This window comes from Streptomyces sp. NPDC047108, assembly GCF_040643575.1.
In the GTDB taxonomy this organism is placed as follows: domain Bacteria; phylum Actinomycetota; class Actinomycetes; order Streptomycetales; family Streptomycetaceae; genus Streptomyces.
On the sequence record NZ_JBEYUP010000021.1, the window covers coordinates 51,701 to 66,455 of the forward strand.

Below are 14,755 nucleotides of genomic sequence, written 5' to 3' on the forward strand. Positions count from 1 at the left end.
AGGCCGCGCCCCGTGCGGTGCGTCAGTGCACTCGCGCGGGGCGCGGCCATGGTGGTGGACGGCGGTCGTGGTCAGCCACGGGCTCCCAGCAGGCGTACGACGTCGACGACCCGGTGCGAGAAGCCGGACTCGTTGTCGTACCAGCCGAACACCTTCACATGGCGGCCGTCGCCGGTGACCGTGGTCAGCTTGGAGTCGAAGATGCAGGAGGCCGGGTCGCCGACGATGTCGGTGGAGACGAGCGGGGCGTCGGAGTGGCGCAGCACTCCGGCCAGGGGTCCGGCCGCGGCCTCCGCGAAGGCGTCGTTGACCTCCTCGACGGTGGTCGGCCGCGACACGTACGCGGACAGGTCGGTCAGCGAGCCGACCGGCACCGGTACGCGCAGCGACAGGCCGGCGAGCTTGCCGTTGAGCTCGGGCAGGACGAGGCCGATGGCCTGGGCCGCGCCGGTGGACGTCGGCACGATGTTGAGTGCGGCGGAGCGAGCGCGCCGGGGGTCCTTGTGCGGGCCGTCCTGAAGGTTCTGGTCCTGGGTGTAGGCGTGCACGGTCGTCATCAACCCGTGCTCCAGGCCGAGCCGTTCGTGCAGCACCTTGGCGAGCGGGGCCAGACAGTTCGTGGTGCACGAGGCGTTGGAGACGACGTGGTGCACTGCGGGGTCGTAGCTCGTGTGGTTGATGCCGTATGCGAGGGTGAGGTCCTCGTTCTTGGCCGGGGCCGAGATGAGGACCTTGCGGGCGCCCGCGTCGATGTGCGCGGCGGCCTTCTTGGCGTCGGTGAAGATGCCGGTGGATTCCACGACCACGTCGATGCCCAGCTCGCCCCAGGGCAGCTTGGCCGGCTCGCGCTCCGCGTGGACGGCGATCCGCCGGCCGTCGACCACGAGCGCGTCGTCCTCGGCGACGACCTCGGCGCCGAGCTTGCCCATGGTGCTGTCGTAGGCGAGCAGGTGGGCGAGCGTCGCCGCGTCGGTGAGGTCGTTCACCGCCACGACCTCCAGATCGGCTCCCTGGGCGAGCGCGGCGCGGAGGAAGCCGCGCCCGATGCGGCCGAACCCGTTGATGGCGACCTTGATGGTCATCTCTGCCCCTCTTCTCTGCATGGTCGAACGTGTCGTACCGGCGTACCGGTGATGGTGGGTCAGGGGGTGCGCGGCCGACGGCGGAACGCGTAAGGCCGCGGCCGGCTACTTGCGCGCCGCGAGGAGCACGCCGGCCCCGCCGAGGACGAGTCCGACGATCGCCGACGGGTTCAGCGTCTGGCCGATGACCAGCCAGGCCAGCAGAGCGGTGACGGCCGGGGTGAGGAAGAAGAGCGTGCCGACCCGGCTCGCCGCCTGCTTCTTGAGCATGAAGTTGAGCAGGAGGAACGTACCCACGGAGTTGATCAGCACGATCCAGGCGAGCGAACCGCCGAACGCCCCCCAGTCGGTGACCTTCGGGTCCTCCAGCGTCAGCGTCATCACCAGCATCACCGGCGCGCTGGCCAGGAAGTGCAGCGCGGTGCTGCTGCGGACGTCCGCCCCCTGGGCGAAGCGCTTCTGGTAGACCGTGCCGGCGCTCAGGCCGAGCAGGCCGACGAAGGAGAGCACGATGGCGCCGGTGGAGAAGTCCAGTGCTCCGGCGACGGCCAGCGCGACACCGGCGCCGCCGACCGCGAACCCGAGCCACTGCTGCCGGGTGATCTTCTCACCCACGAAGAATCCGGCCATCAGGGCGATCAGCACGGGGTTGAAGCCCTGGATCAGCGCGACCACACCGCCCGGCAGACCGTCGCCGATGGCCGTGTAGAAGGCGCCGAACTGCACGGCCTGCATCAGGAGACCGGTGACGACGACGTGCAGCAGCAGCCTGCCCTTCGGCCAGGGCGACTTGGACGCCAGGGCGACCACCGTGAGCAGGACGCCGGCGACCGCGAAGCGGGAGAAGGTCAGCAGCAACGGCGGTGCGGCGTCGGTGCCGATCACCGCTGCGATGAACGCGCTGCTCCACAGGAGGACGAAGACGGCGGGGACGGCGGCGGAGGCCCAGGCCGGCGTCTCGACGGCCGCGGGCTCAGGGGAGGGCGGCGCTTCGACCTCCGTCTCGGTGACTTTCAGGTCGTCGCGTTCCATGGACAAAGGTGGCCTCTCGCTCAACAACTAACCGTCTGTGGGGGTTAGTTGGCACACTACAGACGGCTCGGGTAACCGGTCAATGTGGTCACTTGCCGTGCGAGAGTAACCGCACGAACAGGTTAGTTCAGGGGTGCCCTGGCACCGCTCCGTGCGGTTACTCTCGTGGGATGAAGTTCGCATTCGTCAGCGGCAGCGTGGCCCTTGACTTCGTCGGTACGGTCCAGAGCCGACGCGATGACGCGCTGGACCTCCTCACCGCCCCGGCCGATCTCGCCGAATGGACCGCCGCCGCGGGCCTCCTGGATGCGCCGGCGCCGGCTACCACGGCGGACCTGGCCGCGGCCGTGCATCTGCGGGAGGCGATCTACCGCCTCGTTCTCGCATCAGCCGGCGCTTCACCCCTCGCGGCGGAGGACTGCGCCGTGCTCAACCGCGCCACCGCCCGCGTCCCCGTACGCCAGGACCTGCGGCCCGACGGCACGGTCGTACGGCACGGCTCGATCGGCGCCGTCCTCGCGACCCTGGCCCGCGACGCCGTCGAGCTGCTCACCCAGTCGCCGGGGCAGGTCAAGGAGTGCGCGGCGCCTCGCTGCACCCGGCTGTACGTGGACCGCTCCCACCGATCCTCCCGCCGCTGGTGCACCATGACCCGCTGCGGCAACCGGGCCAAGGCCGCGACCCACCGCTCCCGCCACCCCTCCTGACCGTCGCGTACGCAGCCTGAAGACGGATGGGGGAGGCGGGCGTCAGCACCTCCCGCCCACCTCCACGTCGGGCCGAGGATCAGAAGATCCGCGGACCCTCTGATCCGTCCGCGCGGTCACAGCACCTGGACGGGCCGCTCCCAGATGACCAGGCCGAGGCACCCCTTGGGGCTGCGCGGCGCGTGCACGCTGTCCGGCGGCATGACCAGCAGGCTGCCGGCCCCGTACGTGCCGTCGTCCGTCTCCAGTTCACCGCTCAGGACGTAGATCATCTCGTAGCCGGGATGCCGGTGCGCGGGGGCCACGCAGCCCGGCAGGTAGCGCATGATCGCGGCTGCCGGCCCGCCCTCACCGGTCTCATTGACCGTGTAGAGCGGGACCATCTCGGCCTGGGAGCGCCCGTCGGCGTTGACGGGCTGGAAGACCAGCTCCCGTTGAGCGAAGTCCGCGCCGGGCAGTCCGGTGAAGAGTGTGGGCAGCAGCTCGGCCATGGCGGCCTGGGCCTCGGTGGTCGACGTCATGGGTTCCCATCTTCGGTTCGGTGTGGGCCAGTTGGCGAGAGCGGCGGCCAAGGGGTGAGGTCAGTCGCCGACCCGGCCGGCGACACCGTCCACCCAGCGGTCCGCGAAGCCGTCCGCCACGGCCTGGCTGCGCAAGGTGTACGTCTTGAGCAGCCAGCGCGAGCGGGACCGCTCGGGGTCGTTGACCTCGATCAACTCGCGGCTGTGCAGCCCGTTCTGGTTCGCGAAGATCAGCAGGTCGCCCTCCAGGATGCGGTGCCGCTTCTTCTCGGCCCGCGTGAGCGCGTTCTTCAGCTCGATCAAGGCGTCCTTGGCCTCGCCGGGGGCGTCCGGCGCGACCGTGGTGTGCGTGTCCAGGTAGCGGATGCCGTAGTCGCCCTGGAAGATCGCGTGCTTCTCCGAGACGCTGAGGCTGCTGTTGTTGTCCCGGGAGACCACGTCGAAGGGCGTGACGAAGTGCGGCTCTCCCAGGATGCGCAGGGCGTCCTCGGGCAGCGCGGCGCGCAGGGTGCGGGCCTCGACGAGGCTGGTGCAGGTGTACTCCTGCACCGGGCAGCGCATCCCCAGCAGGCTGATGTAGTCGGCACGCACGGGGTGGGCGGTGCGGTCGTTGTGGTAGACGAGCTCGCCGTCGCTGTAACCGGTCTGCTTCCCGTGGTACTTGCTGATGGAGTACACGTCGGTGAAGAAGTCCCCGTTGAAGCGGGTCGCGTACGCCATCACGGGGGTACGGGTGAGCTGCGCCATCAGCTCCAGGAAACCCTCGCCCACGAAGGTCCGCTTGCGGGCGTACTTGTCCGCCTGCGGGTCGTCGTGGCCGAGCTCCGGAAGCTCCTTGTCCACCGGGCAGTTGCGCAGCACGTGCGTGTCGGAGACGCCCTGCTCGCGGTCCGCCCGGATCCGTTCTGCCGCCTGGACCAGCGAGCCGGGGACCTCGCCCTCCGTGGCCTGCCGCACGGCCGCGGAGAAGGCGTGGTAGTCGTCGTACGGGTTGGTCCCGACGGTCTCGAGCACGCCGTACAGTTCGTCCTTCTCCCGGTCGGCGATGACGTGGAACGGCTGCATCGGCCTCACTCCTTCCCTTCGGATGCGTTCTCGGTGGCGTCCCCTGTCCGCCCCAACGCCGCGTCCACGGTGGTGACGTCGGCCGTACGGCGCAGCAGGGTCAGCGCCGCCTCGTGCAGTTCCGGGCTCGACGTGGCGGTGGCGTCCTCCAGCACCTCCACGCGGAAGTCCAGGTCGTGGGCTTCGCGGGCGGTGGACAGGACGACGAGGTCCGTCGTCACTCCGGTCAGCAGCAGCGTGTCCACCCCGTAGGACCGCAGGATCAGTTCGAGGTGCGTGCCGAGGAACGGGTTGACCCGGCGTTTGGCGATCACCGGCTCGTGGGCCTCGGGCCTGAGGGAGTCGTGCACCTCGGTGCCCCAGGTCCCCAGGATCAGCCGGTCGCCGTCGGCCGCCTCCGTGAACAGGGGCGACGTCGGCGGCCAGTCGGCGAGCCCGGGGGAGAAGCCGACGACCACGTACACCACCGGTATGCCCTTCTCACGGGCGCGGTCGATGGCGCGGCGGGCGTGACCGAGGACGTCCCTTCTCTCGATCTGGTCGAGGCAGACGTCGTTGTACTTCCCGTCGGGGTGGGCGATCTCGTTGATGAGATCGAGCACCAGCAGGGCGGGGCGTCGGGTCATGCCGCACTCCTCGTCGTCGTGGGTAGGAGCGGTCGGCGCCGCCGCTCGTGCGCGCTGATCTCGGCCTCGTGCCGCAAGGTGTCGCTGATGGTGTCGGCGCCGCGCAGCAGGCGGTCACGGGCGGCCTCGTTGACGCCGAACTCCTCGACCCGGTCGGCGAACCGGACCTGCCGCTGCTCCAGGTCGACGGTGATCCGTGTCGTCGGGTCGGCCTCGACGAGCTCCCACAGCCGCTCCACGGCGTCCGCCGCGAGTTCGACGGGCAGCAGCCCGCGCATGAGGGCGTTCTCGCGGAAGATGTCGCCGAAGCTCGGGGCCAGCACGGCACGGAGGCCGGATTTCTGCAGCGCCCATACGGCGGATTCGCGGGAGGATCCGGTGGCGAACTCGTTGCCCGCGACCAGGATCGTCGCGCCCTGGTACTGGGGCAGGTTGGCGGGGAACGACGGGTCGTCGCGCCAGTCCCCGAACAGGCCGTTGCCGTGCCCGGTCAGGCTGAAGTAGGGGACGAAGCGGGCGGGGATGATCTGGTCGGTGTCGACGTTGCTGCGCCTGAGCGGCAACGCCGTGCCGACGTGCACGGTGAACTGGTCCATGGCGGTACGTGGCCTCACAGGTCGGTGGGTGCGGTGATCCGGCCGGTGACGGCGCTGGCCGCGGCCACGGCGGGGGAAGCGATGTGGGTGCGCGACCGCTTGCCCTGCCGGCCTTCGAAGTTGCGGTTGCTGGTGGACACGGCGCGCTGTCCGGGCCGGAGCCGGTCCTCGTTCAGGCCGCAGCACATCGAGCAGCCCGCGATGGGGCGGAAGTCCGCGCCGGCACCGGTGAAGACCTGGTCGAGCCCCTCGTCCAGGGCCTGCTGATGCACCGCGGCGGAGCCGGGTACGACGAGCATGCGCACCCCGTCGGCCACCCGGCGACCGCGCAGCACCTCGGCCGCGGCACGCAGGTCCTCGATGCGGCCGTTGGTGCAGGAGCCCACGAAGACGGTGTCGACCCCGATGTCGGTCAGTCGGCGGCCGGGCTTCAAGTCCATGTATGCCAGGGCGCGTTCGGCCGCCGCGCGCTCGGTGGTGGTGGTGAAGTCGTCCGGACTCGGCACCCGGCCGTCGAGCGGCAGGCTCTGTGCCGGGTTCGTCCCCCAGGAGACGTACGGCCGGACCGTGCCGGCGTCGAGGGTGACCTCCTTGTCGAACCGCGCGTCCGGGTCGGTGCGCAGGGATTCCCAGTAGGCCACCTCCGCGTCCCAGTCCGCGCCCTCGGGCATGCCGGGACGGGTGCGCAGATAGGCGAAGGTCGTCTCGTCGGGGGCGACGAGCCCGGCCTTGGACCCGGCCTCCACCGACATGTTGCACAGGGTCATGCGGCCTTCCATCGACAGCGCCTCGACGGCCGGACCCCGGTACTCGATGATGTGCCCCTGGCCGCCGCCGGTGCCGATGAGTGCGATCAGCGCCATCACCAGGTCCTTGGGGGTCGCGTCCGCAGGGAGCCGTCCCGTGACGGTGACCGCCATGTCCTGAGGCCGGCGCGTCCACAGGGTCTGGGTGGCCAGCACGTGCTCGACCTGGCTGGTGCCGATGCCGAACGCGACGGCGCCGAACGCGCCCAGGGTGGTGGTGTGCGAGTCGCAGCACACGACCGTCATCCCGGGCCGGACCAGCCCCTGTTCCGGTCCGATGACGTGCACGATGCCGTGTCCCTCGTCGCCGCGCCGGTGCACGGTGATCCCGAAGGCGTCGCAGTTGTCCCGGAGCTGGGCGGCCTGCCGGCGGCCCGCCGGATCGCCGAACCCGTCGAGGAGGGACGTGGTGGGCACGTTGTGATCCTCGGTGCCCAGCGTCAGCTCGGGGCGCCGCACGGCACGTCCGGCGGCCCGCAGGCCGTCGAACGCCCGGGGCGTGTTCACCTCGTGGAGCAGGTGCAGGTCGACGTAGAGGAGGTCGTCGCCACCTGCCTCGCCCCGGCGGACCGTGTGATCGGCCCAGACCTTCTGCGCAAGCGTTGAACCCATGACCGCAAGGCTCGTGGCATGCGGTGCGCGGGGCATCGGCCGATGGTGGAGGCCTCCTTCCACCGGTGCACCGCACTCCTCCTTCGGCGCATCCGTGCCATGACGGTCCGTCATCTCCACCGTCGGTGGATGACGCGGCGCCCGTGACCCGTCAGGATGAATGCGCGCCCCGATCCCGTTCCGTCGGCCGCCGGCACCCCGGAGGAGAAGTGCAGGGACACCTCGACACGCTCGACCCGGCGGGCTCGGTCGACGTCCGGTTCACCGCCGGCCCGGACCTGACCGTCGCCTGGCCGGCCCGCGACGCCCGCGCGAGGGGGTTCGCCGACGGGCGGAGTACCGGTACGGACGCGTCACGATGCACTCGTCCCCGACGACGAACTGCCCCGAGTGCGGCGCGCGTTCACCGGCGGACGGACCTGATCGGCCGGACCGGCGGCCTTCGTCAGGTTCGGGCCGACGAGCCCTCGTGGATCACGACCGGCAGACATCCTTCCCGTCCGCAGGGCGACATCGCCTCCTGCGCCGCCTGTTCGGCGAGGGACCGGAAGAGCATCTCGGTGGAAGCGGCCCCCGGATCCGGGTGGCCGATGCTGCGATAGCCGAGATACGACGCGCGGCCCTTGCGCGCCTGCAGCGGGATGGTGGACCGGGCGCCAGCCGCGGCGGCCGCCGCGGCGGCTACGGCCGCGGTCTCCAGGTCCCCGCCCGCCACGCAGGCCTCATGAAAGGCCGTCACGGCCGGCGCAAAGGCGTCGACCATGGTCTTGTCGCCCAGGGCCGCCGCTCCCAGCCCGACCACCGCGGCGAGTCCCGCCTCCAGGGCGTCGGTGACCTGGGGCACCCCGGCCCGGCGGACGGGCAGCGCGGCGCCCATTGCCTGGAACGTACTTCCGTACAACACGCCGGACGCTCCGCCCACATGGGTCCGGAGTAATCGCCCTGTCTCGCCGAGCAGTTCGCCCACGGTGCCCCGCGGCTCGTCCTTCAACAGGAGTCGGCGGACCTGGGACATGCCCCGGCGCATGTTGACGCCGTGGTCACCGTCCCCGATCGCGGAATCAAGAGCGGTGAGGCGGTCCGCGCCCTCCTCGACCGCCCGAGCGAAGGCTAAGAGCCAGGATCTGGCCAGCGCGATGTCCACGATTCCCCCCGTAACAGCGACACATGGGCGCCGGCACCCGACAGCCGTGCCGAGCGACACCCGTCGGAGGGGGCTTGGGTGAGCTGCCGTGTGCTCACGCAAAGAACCGATCTTGCCTCCCCCGCAAGAGCCAGACGGTAATGCCGACCCTGTCGACCGGTCAAGGAGCTTCTGAGGGAGGGGAGTTCACGCGTCGTTGCCTCGTGGCGGTGCGGACCTCCGGTCGGCGAATCCCGGGTTCACACCCATACAAACGGGACCGTACGGGAGGCGCGTGCAATCCGACTGTCAAGAGTATGTTCAGAACGCTGTTCGTCATTGCTGAACGCATTTCCCGAGATTAGGCTTCGAGGCGATCGCATACTTGACGAAGGGCGTACCTCATGTCTCTGGAACGTGATCTGTTCGGCGCGGAATCCGCCGACGACAGAGCGCGCGTGCTGGTGGCCGACCACGACCCCATCTCGCGCCACGTCCTGACGAGCGTCCTCGGAACCTCGGCCCACCTCGACGTGGTGGGCAGCGTGAACAACCAGCAGCCACTGCAGCAGTGGCCGCTGAGTCGCGTCGACGTGGCCGTCCTGGCGGTCGCCCCGCGCGAGGACGCCACCGGCCTGATCCGGCAGCTGGACCTGCGGAAGGTGCGGGTGCTGGTCGTCGGCACCGGCTGGACCCAGCGGCGCCTCGACGCCGTCTTCGCGGCCGGTGCCACCGGTTGCCTGGTGAAGACCATCAAGGTCGCCAAGGTCGCCGCGGCCATCCGCGCGGTGGCTTCCGGCCACAGCGTGCTCTCCCCGGAGCTGCGCGCCCTGTACACACGGCGGGTGCCGGCCCCGTCGGTCCCGGCCCCCGCCGGTTCCATGGACCTCCTGCACACCCTCACCTCCCGCGAACAGGAGGTGCTGCGGCACCTGGCGGAAGGCATGTCGACGGCCGAGACAGCGGTCCGATTACGGGTCTCGCCCGCCACCGTCAAGAGCCATGTCTCGCACGCGCTGACCAAGCTCGGCGCCCGCAACCGGCTGGAGGCCGTGCTGCTGTTCCAGCAGTCCTGGCGCGCCGAGAGCCGGACAGCCCCACCCGCCGCCCCGCGCCGGCCGGCCGACGTGGCCTGAAACCGGCCCGACGGCAGACGGACGAAAGGACGCCGGCCGCCCCGAGCGGGCGGCGTCCCTCCTTTCGTCCATGTCGGTCCGTGTCGCCTCCGATCAGTTCGCCGCCCACCGGGCCAGCCGCTCCATCGCGCTCTGCAGGACCTCCCGGGACGCCGCGAACGACAGCCGCACGTACCCCTCGCCGCCCGCCCCGAACGCCGAGCCCGGAGCCACCGTGACGGCCGCCTCGTCGAGGAGCCGCTGGGCGAAGGCTGCCGACGTGAGCCCCGTGTCCCGTACGTCGGCGAACGCGTAGAACGCGCCCTCGGGAGAGGTGCAGGAGACGCCGGGCAGCGCGTTCAGCGCGGAGACCGCCATTCCCCGTCGCACGGTGTACTCCTCGATCATCGCCGCGACGTCGTCGGCCGTCCGGGTCAGTGCCGCCACACCCCCGCGCTGCACGAAGGACGCGGCGCAACTCACCGTGTGTTCCTGGACCTTGAGGGCATGGGAGATCAGTGGCTCGGGGCCCGCCAGGTAGCCGAGCCGCCAGCCCGTCATCGCATACGCCTTGGAGAAGCCGTTGACCGTGATCGTCCGGTCCGCCGCGCCGGGCAGGCTCGCCAGGCTGAGGTGGCTGCGGCCGTCGTAGACGATCTTCTCGTAGATTTCGTCGACGACGAGTACGAGGTCGTGTGCCACGGCGAACGCCACGATCTCCTCGGCCTCTTCGCGGTCCAGCACGTGCCCCGTCGGGTTGGCCGGGGTGTTCACGACCAGCGCCCGGGTGCGGGCCGTGACCCGGTCCTCCAGGAGCCGCCGGGACAGCCGGAACCCGTCCCGGGCGCAGAGCTCGGCCGCCACCGCGCGGGCGCCGAGCAGGCCCGCCATCGCCGGGTAGCTCACCCACGCCGGAGTGGGCACGATGACCTCGTCCCCCGGGTCGAGCACGGTCATCAGGGCCGTGAACAGCGCTTGTTTGGCGGACGGGGTCACGATGACACCCGTAGCCGGATCCACGCGGATGCCGTTCTCGGTGGCGAGCTTGTCCGCGACGGCCCGCAGGAGTTCGGGGACGCCCCGGCTCGGGGTGTAGTGGGTGTCGCCGTCCCGCAGCGCCGATACGGCCTCCGCGACGACGGGAGCGGGCGTGGTGAAGTCCGGTTCGCCACCACTGAGGTCCAGCACCTCGACACCGCTGCGCCGCAGCCGCCGCACCGTCTCCAGCAGGGCGACGGTCGCGGACCGCTCGACACCCGAGAACCGCTGTGCCACGCGCACGCTCATCCCGCCTTCACCTCCGGCGACCGCTCGCCTGCCGTCTCGGCACCCGGGCCGACCAGTTCGGGGGTACGAGCCCGGGGCACCCCGGCCCGGGCCACCGGACGCAGCGCGTGCGCCGCAATGGCGTCGGCGTCATGCACGAAGTCGCTCCACATGCCCGGTCGGCTGCTGCCGACCTGCATGAACCACCGGGTGTGCTCGGTGGGGATGCCGAGGACGTACATGCCCTCGTCGACACCGCTGTCACGGTCCACGGGATGGTACGGGCTGCGGGTCACCGCGACCCCGCCGGTGTCGTAGCGCGCGCCGTCGCTGTCGTTGACGTAACTCGTCCACGCGCCGGACTCGCGCAGCCGCGCGGAGAGCGGGCTGAGGTCCCGGCGCAGATCCGGTTCGGGGATCCGGGCGTCCACCAGTGTCCGGACCTGGACCGCGGAACCGGGGACCTGGGGCGAGGACACCACGAAGCAGCCCCCCTCCGGCCCGGCGTCGAAGCGGGTCCGCGGCCCGACGATGCGCAGCAGGCCTTGGTCGATCAGGGCGAGCACCTGCTGGAGCCGCTCCCTCGGCGGCCCGGCCGCGAGGAACGAGGCCCTGGGCACGTACCAGCCGAGGAAGTCCTCCCGCTGTGAGCGCCCGGTCAGCCCGGAGAAGTCGACCAGGTCGCGGATGACCCAGCGGGTGTCGCGCATGACGTCGAGCGCCGCCTTGAGCGGGGCGTCGACGTTCCCCTCGGCCGCGTACCTGAGGTCCTGTTCGATCTCCTCGCGCAGCGCGCGCTCGAAGTCTCCCGGACCGGTGAACGTCCGGTGCGCGAACGGCCGGGCGAGCGCGTCGAGGTCGACCGGCGGAACGTCCCGCAGCCCCAGCCGCCCGGCGATGGCCTCCACCGGCGGCACGCCCGCCTCGGCGGCGCGCTCCACCTGTGCGCCGAACCGTTGCGCCACCTCGCCTCCGAACGCCCGCCGCAGCGCCGTTCCGTAGTACACGAGCTCGATCTCGGCCATGAGCCACGGGAAGAGATGACGCAGGAAGTCGAGCTGCCCGCGCGGCTGCTGGGCGCGGACGCGTTCGGGGGTGAACAGCACCGGGCGGTAGGAGTACCGGGGAGGTTTCTGGTTGCGGCCCCGGGCCGGCAGCGGCATCCCGCTGCGGGAACCGGCGACGATCACCGGTTCCTCGCCGCTGGGCCGGTAGACGAGAGTGCCGTCCTCGCGCGAGGTGAAACGGCCGCCCCGTCCGATGGTGAGGGCGGCCATCACGTCGTAGAAGGACAGGCCGAGCCCGATCACGCCGACGCCGGAGCCCGGCGCGATCGCGTCCAGGGGCATGTCGGCCGCCGACTCGCCCTGGATGTAACGGAGTTCCGGGTGCTGCCGGGCGAAGTCGGCGAGGCCGTCCTCCCGGCCGGTGAGCCGGTTGCGGGAGTGTCCGGTGGTGAGGACGACCCGGTCGACGTCCAGCTGCTCGCCGCCCGACAGCGCGATCCTGTAGCGGCCGTCGACGCGCGCGATGTCCTCGACCCGCTCCTTGACGCACCGCAGCCGTACGCCGGACGGCAGGGATTCCTCCACCGCGGTGAGCACCGCGCGCAGGTAGCGGCCGTACTGCCCGCGCGGCGCGTAGCTGTCCGGGCCGGGGTAGTCCCCGACGGACTCCCACCACTCGCCGAACGACGGACCGGCCCCGGCCCGCGCCGGGCCGCCGTCGGGCTCGCCCGAGTACGCGGAGCACTGTCCCGCCACGGTGTTCATCAGGAACCAGTCGGGCTGGTCGGTCCGGTAGACCTGGCCCGCCCCCGGCTCCACCGCGTCCACCAGGAACAGCCGGACATCCAGGGGGCCCGGGTGCTCCGAGAGGCGGGCGGCGAGCCGCTCGAGCACCATCATCCCTCTGGGCCCGCCGCCGATCACGGCGATGCGCGTCGCACTCATGCGTCCGCCCTCTCCCCGCCGACCTCGCGGTCGACGATGTGCACAGAACTCCCGAGCAGGTTCAGCGAGTCGATGGAGCGCAACGTCATCGCGCCGCTGCCACCGCCATGCGCATGCCGAGCTCCTGCGCGAGCCGCTCCCGTACGACCGACAGGTCCTCGCAGTCGCCCCTCTCGCGCTCGGCGATGTGGACGCGGTACAGCTCGTCCAGCTCGGCGTCGTCGACCTGTATGTCGAGCTGTTCGATGAGGTGGCGCAGCACGGTCCGTCCGGAGTGGCGCCCGATGAGAAGGGAGCGTTCGCGGCCGAACCGCGCCGGCTCGACGTACTCGTAGGTGCTCGGGTCGCTGAGCATGCCCTGCTGGTGGATACCCGCCGCGGTGCCGAAGACGTACGTGCCGAAGATGGGCTTGTTGCGGGGCACCTCCATCCGGATGATCTCGCGCAGCCGGTTGTACGCCGCGTACATGGCCTCCAGACGGACACCGGTCGTCATCCCCAGCAGCTCGGTCTTGTACGCGAGGGCAGCCGCGACCTCCTCGAGCGAGGTGTTGCCGGCCCGCTCGCCGATGCCGCCCAGGGCGACCTGGATCTCGTCCGCGCCGGCCGCGAGACCGGCCAGCGTGTTGGCGGTGGCCAGGCCGAAGTCGTTGTGGCAGTGGGTGGAGACCTTGATGGGCGGCGGCGCCCACCGGCGGATCTTGCCGATGAGCGTGCCGAACTCCTCAGGGAGGTGGCACCCGGTCGTGTCGGCCAGGATGATGCACGTCGCGCCCGCGTCCACGGCCGCCTCGGTCAGCGCGCGCAGCAGGTCGTCCTCGCCACGGCTGGCGTCCTCGATGCCGACGGCGATGTCGCTGACGCCCAGGGAGACTGCGAACTTCACCGTGTCCACGACCTCCTGCACCGCCGCGTGCCGGGTGATGCCGCGCTTGTGGGTCAGGTGGATCCGGCTGCCGGTGGCCACCATCTGCACCTGATGGTTGTCGGTGCCGCCGGCTTCGACAGCGATCTCTACGTCCCTGCGGGTGGTGCGGGAGAACGTGGCGAACTTGGTGCCGGACAGATGCTGCGCGATCAGCCGCGTCGCCCGGAAGTCGCTGGGTGAGGAGGCCGGAAAACCCGCCTCGACCGTGTCCACGCCCAACCCCGCGATCAGCTGGGCCAGTTCGAGCTTCTGCTCGGGATCCATCGCATTGCCCGGCGCCTGTTCGCCGTCGCGGAGCGTCGTGTCGAAGACGGAGATACGACGGGGTGTTGCGTGCTCGTTCACTTCTCCCCCAAGGGCCGGGATGCGCTCGGACTCCACAGCCGAACGGATCCGATCCTTGGCAAGGGCGGGCTCCGCCCGCATCAGCCGATGGAGGAGCGCCGGGCGCGGCACCGCACACTCGGCATCACTCCCGCGCCTTTGGTGGAGCGGCGTCCACCAAAGGCCAAGGTCCGCACACCGCCTCCTCCTGGGACCGATGCCGATCGAGCCGGGCCGATGGCGATCGATCGAGCGGTGGCGCGTGGGGCGGGATCGAGCGGTGGCGCGTGGGGCGGGATCGAACGGTGGCGCGTCGAGCGGCGCCGGCCGGGTGTGGCCGCCCGGCGTGCGAATGCGGCATCAAGGACGCGTAAAGATTGCCGGAACCTGGCAATGATCCGAACTTGCCTGACGTGCGACGATCGCATCGGCTTCGCAGATCAGCCCTATGGGAGGTGAGTTCGCGTGGCCTGGTTTCTCGGCTTCGGTGTTGCCGGACTCGTACTCCTCGTGCTCGCGCTGCTTCTCGACGGCGTGCTGGAGGGCCTCTTCGACGGACTGGGAGGATTCGACGGGCTGTTGTCCCTGCCGGTGATCGCCGGATTCCTGTCGATGCTCGGTTTCGCGGGCGCGATCACCCTGGGGACCACCGGTCTCGGGGCGGTGGCGGCGACCGGCGTGGGGGCGGCGGCCGGTGCCGGCGCAGGATGGGTGACCTGGAGGGTCAGCCGGAGCCTGATGACGGAGCGGACGGCGGTCGTGCCCCGCGGCGACGACCTGGTCGGGGGACCGGGCACGGTGGTGACCGGAATCCCGGCCGACGGTTACGGCGAGGTGCTGGTGCATCTCGGCGGCCAGCCCGCGAAGTTCGCGGCGCGAAGCTCCGCGCCGGTGGCTCGTGGTGCCGCGGTGTGGGTCGAGTCCATGCCGTCCCCGACGTCCGTCGTGGTGCGCCCCGTCGAGCCCTGACAAGCCGTCAGCCGTAAGCCGTAAGCCGTAA

14 protein-coding genes are annotated in these 14,755 nt (G+C 71.1%); 3 read left to right on the forward strand and 11 right to left on the reverse strand.

The genetic code is table 11. From position 1 onward, the window contains the following. Positions 1-71: 71 nt before the first annotated feature. Positions 72-1,082: a type I glyceraldehyde-3-phosphate dehydrogenase gene (gene gap / locus ABZ822_RS27910; RefSeq protein ID WP_360860070.1), complete on the reverse strand. Its 1,011-nt coding sequence runs from the start codon at positions 1,080-1,082 to the stop codon at positions 72-74. A 105-nt stretch (positions 1,083-1,187) separates the two neighbouring features. Beyond that, on the reverse strand, positions 1,188-2,114 hold the full coding sequence (locus ABZ822_RS27915; protein ID WP_360860073.1) for a DMT family transporter: 927 nt from the start codon (positions 2,112-2,114) through the stop codon (positions 1,188-1,190). Between the two features lie 170 nt (positions 2,115-2,284). On the opposite strand from ABZ822_RS27915, the gene ABZ822_RS27920 reads away from it, so the two are divergent. Beyond that, positions 2,285-2,821, forward strand: coding sequence for an ABATE domain-containing protein (locus tag ABZ822_RS27920; RefSeq protein ID WP_360860076.1), 537 nt, complete (start codon positions 2,285-2,287; stop codon positions 2,819-2,821). A 116-nt stretch (positions 2,822-2,937) separates the two neighbouring features. Here the strand turns inward: ABZ822_RS27920 and ABZ822_RS27925 are convergent, their stop codons facing one another. From ABZ822_RS27925 to dhaL, 6 genes are all read right to left on the reverse strand, one after another. Then, the gene (locus ABZ822_RS27925; protein ID WP_360860079.1) at positions 2,938-3,342 is read right to left on the reverse strand and encodes a cupin domain-containing protein; all 405 of its coding nucleotides are present in this window, start codon (positions 3,340-3,342) and stop codon (positions 2,938-2,940) included. A 60-nt stretch (positions 3,343-3,402) separates the two neighbouring features. Beyond that, positions 3,403-4,407 (reverse strand): TauD/TfdA family dioxygenase, encoded by a 1,005-nt coding sequence (locus ABZ822_RS27930; RefSeq protein WP_360860082.1) that lies wholly within the window; start codon positions 4,405-4,407, stop codon positions 3,403-3,405. A 5-nt stretch (positions 4,408-4,412) separates the two neighbouring features. After that, positions 4,413-5,033 (reverse strand): isochorismatase family cysteine hydrolase, encoded by a 621-nt coding sequence (locus ABZ822_RS27935; RefSeq protein WP_360860085.1) that lies wholly within the window; start codon positions 5,031-5,033, stop codon positions 4,413-4,415. Continuing rightward, the gene (leuD, locus tag ABZ822_RS27940) at positions 5,030-5,629 is read right to left on the reverse strand and encodes a 3-isopropylmalate dehydratase small subunit (RefSeq protein WP_360860088.1); all 600 of its coding nucleotides are present in this window, start codon (positions 5,627-5,629) and stop codon (positions 5,030-5,032) included. Before leuD ends, ABZ822_RS27935 begins: the two co-directional genes overlap by 4 nt. Positions 5,630-5,643: 14 nt before the next feature. Beyond that, on the reverse strand, positions 5,644-7,047 hold the full coding sequence (leuC, locus tag ABZ822_RS27945; protein ID WP_360860091.1) for a 3-isopropylmalate dehydratase large subunit: 1,404 nt from the start codon (positions 7,045-7,047) through the stop codon (positions 5,644-5,646). 445 nt (positions 7,048-7,492) lie between these two features. Further along, positions 7,493-8,191: a dihydroxyacetone kinase subunit DhaL gene (dhaL, locus tag ABZ822_RS27950; protein ID WP_360860094.1), complete on the reverse strand. Its 699-nt coding sequence runs from the start codon at positions 8,189-8,191 to the stop codon at positions 7,493-7,495. Between the two features lie 383 nt (positions 8,192-8,574). Here dhaL and ABZ822_RS27955 point away from each other — a divergent pair, with 383 nt between their 5' ends. After that, on the forward strand, positions 8,575-9,306 hold the full coding sequence (locus ABZ822_RS27955; RefSeq protein ID WP_360860098.1) for a response regulator transcription factor: 732 nt from the start codon (positions 8,575-8,577) through the stop codon (positions 9,304-9,306). A 93-nt stretch (positions 9,307-9,399) separates the two neighbouring features. On the opposite strand, the gene ABZ822_RS27960 is transcribed toward ABZ822_RS27955, so the two are convergent. The 3 genes from ABZ822_RS27960 to ABZ822_RS27970 form a co-directional block, all read right to left on the reverse strand. Beyond that, a complete protein-coding gene (locus ABZ822_RS27960; protein WP_360860101.1) occupies positions 9,400-10,572 on the reverse strand; it encodes a pyridoxal phosphate-dependent aminotransferase in 1,173 nt (390 codons plus the stop codon). Continuing rightward, positions 10,569-12,503: an FAD/NAD(P)-binding protein gene (locus ABZ822_RS27965; RefSeq protein ID WP_360860104.1), complete on the reverse strand. Its 1,935-nt coding sequence runs from the start codon at positions 12,501-12,503 to the stop codon at positions 10,569-10,571. Before ABZ822_RS27965 ends, ABZ822_RS27960 begins: the two co-directional genes overlap by 4 nt. 85 nt (positions 12,504-12,588) lie before the next feature. Then, entirely contained in the window at positions 12,589-13,776 is a 1,188-nt protein-coding gene (locus tag ABZ822_RS27970) for a pyruvate carboxyltransferase (protein WP_360860107.1), read from the reverse strand. Between the two features lie 444 nt (positions 13,777-14,220). On the opposite strand from ABZ822_RS27970, the gene ABZ822_RS27975 reads away from it, so the two are divergent. Next, a complete protein-coding gene (locus ABZ822_RS27975) occupies positions 14,221-14,724 on the forward strand; it encodes a hypothetical protein (RefSeq protein ID WP_360860110.1) in 504 nt (167 codons plus the stop codon). Positions 14,725-14,755: the final 31 nt, after the last annotated feature.

Coding starts and splice junctions, on each gene's coding strand:
- gap (WP_360860070.1), bottom strand. CDS start 1,082: ATGACCATCAAGGTCGCCATCAACGGGTTCGGCCGCATCGGGCGCGGC.
- ABZ822_RS27915 (WP_360860073.1), bottom strand. CDS start 2,114: ATGGAACGCGACGACCTGAAAGTCACCGAGACGGAGGTCGAAGCGCCG.
- ABZ822_RS27920 (WP_360860076.1), top strand. CDS start 2,285: ATGAAGTTCGCATTCGTCAGCGGCAGCGTGGCCCTTGACTTCGTCGGT.
- ABZ822_RS27925 (WP_360860079.1), bottom strand. CDS start 3,342: ATGACGTCGACCACCGAGGCCCAGGCCGCCATGGCCGAGCTGCTGCCC.
- ABZ822_RS27930 (WP_360860082.1), bottom strand. CDS start 4,407: ATGCAGCCGTTCCACGTCATCGCCGACCGGGAGAAGGACGAACTGTAC.
- ABZ822_RS27935 (WP_360860085.1), bottom strand. CDS start 5,033: ATGACCCGACGCCCCGCCCTGCTGGTGCTCGATCTCATCAACGAGATC.
- leuD (WP_360860088.1), bottom strand. CDS start 5,629: ATGGACCAGTTCACCGTGCACGTCGGCACGGCGTTGCCGCTCAGGCGC.
- leuC (WP_360860091.1), bottom strand. CDS start 7,047: ATGGGTTCAACGCTTGCGCAGAAGGTCTGGGCCGATCACACGGTCCGC.
- ABZ822_RS27955 (WP_360860098.1), top strand. CDS start 8,575: ATGTCTCTGGAACGTGATCTGTTCGGCGCGGAATCCGCCGACGACAGA.
- ABZ822_RS27960 (WP_360860101.1), bottom strand. CDS start 10,572: ATGAGCGTGCGCGTGGCACAGCGGTTCTCGGGTGTCGAGCGGTCCGCG.
- ABZ822_RS27965 (WP_360860104.1), bottom strand. CDS start 12,503: ATGAGTGCGACGCGCATCGCCGTGATCGGCGGCGGGCCCAGAGGGATG.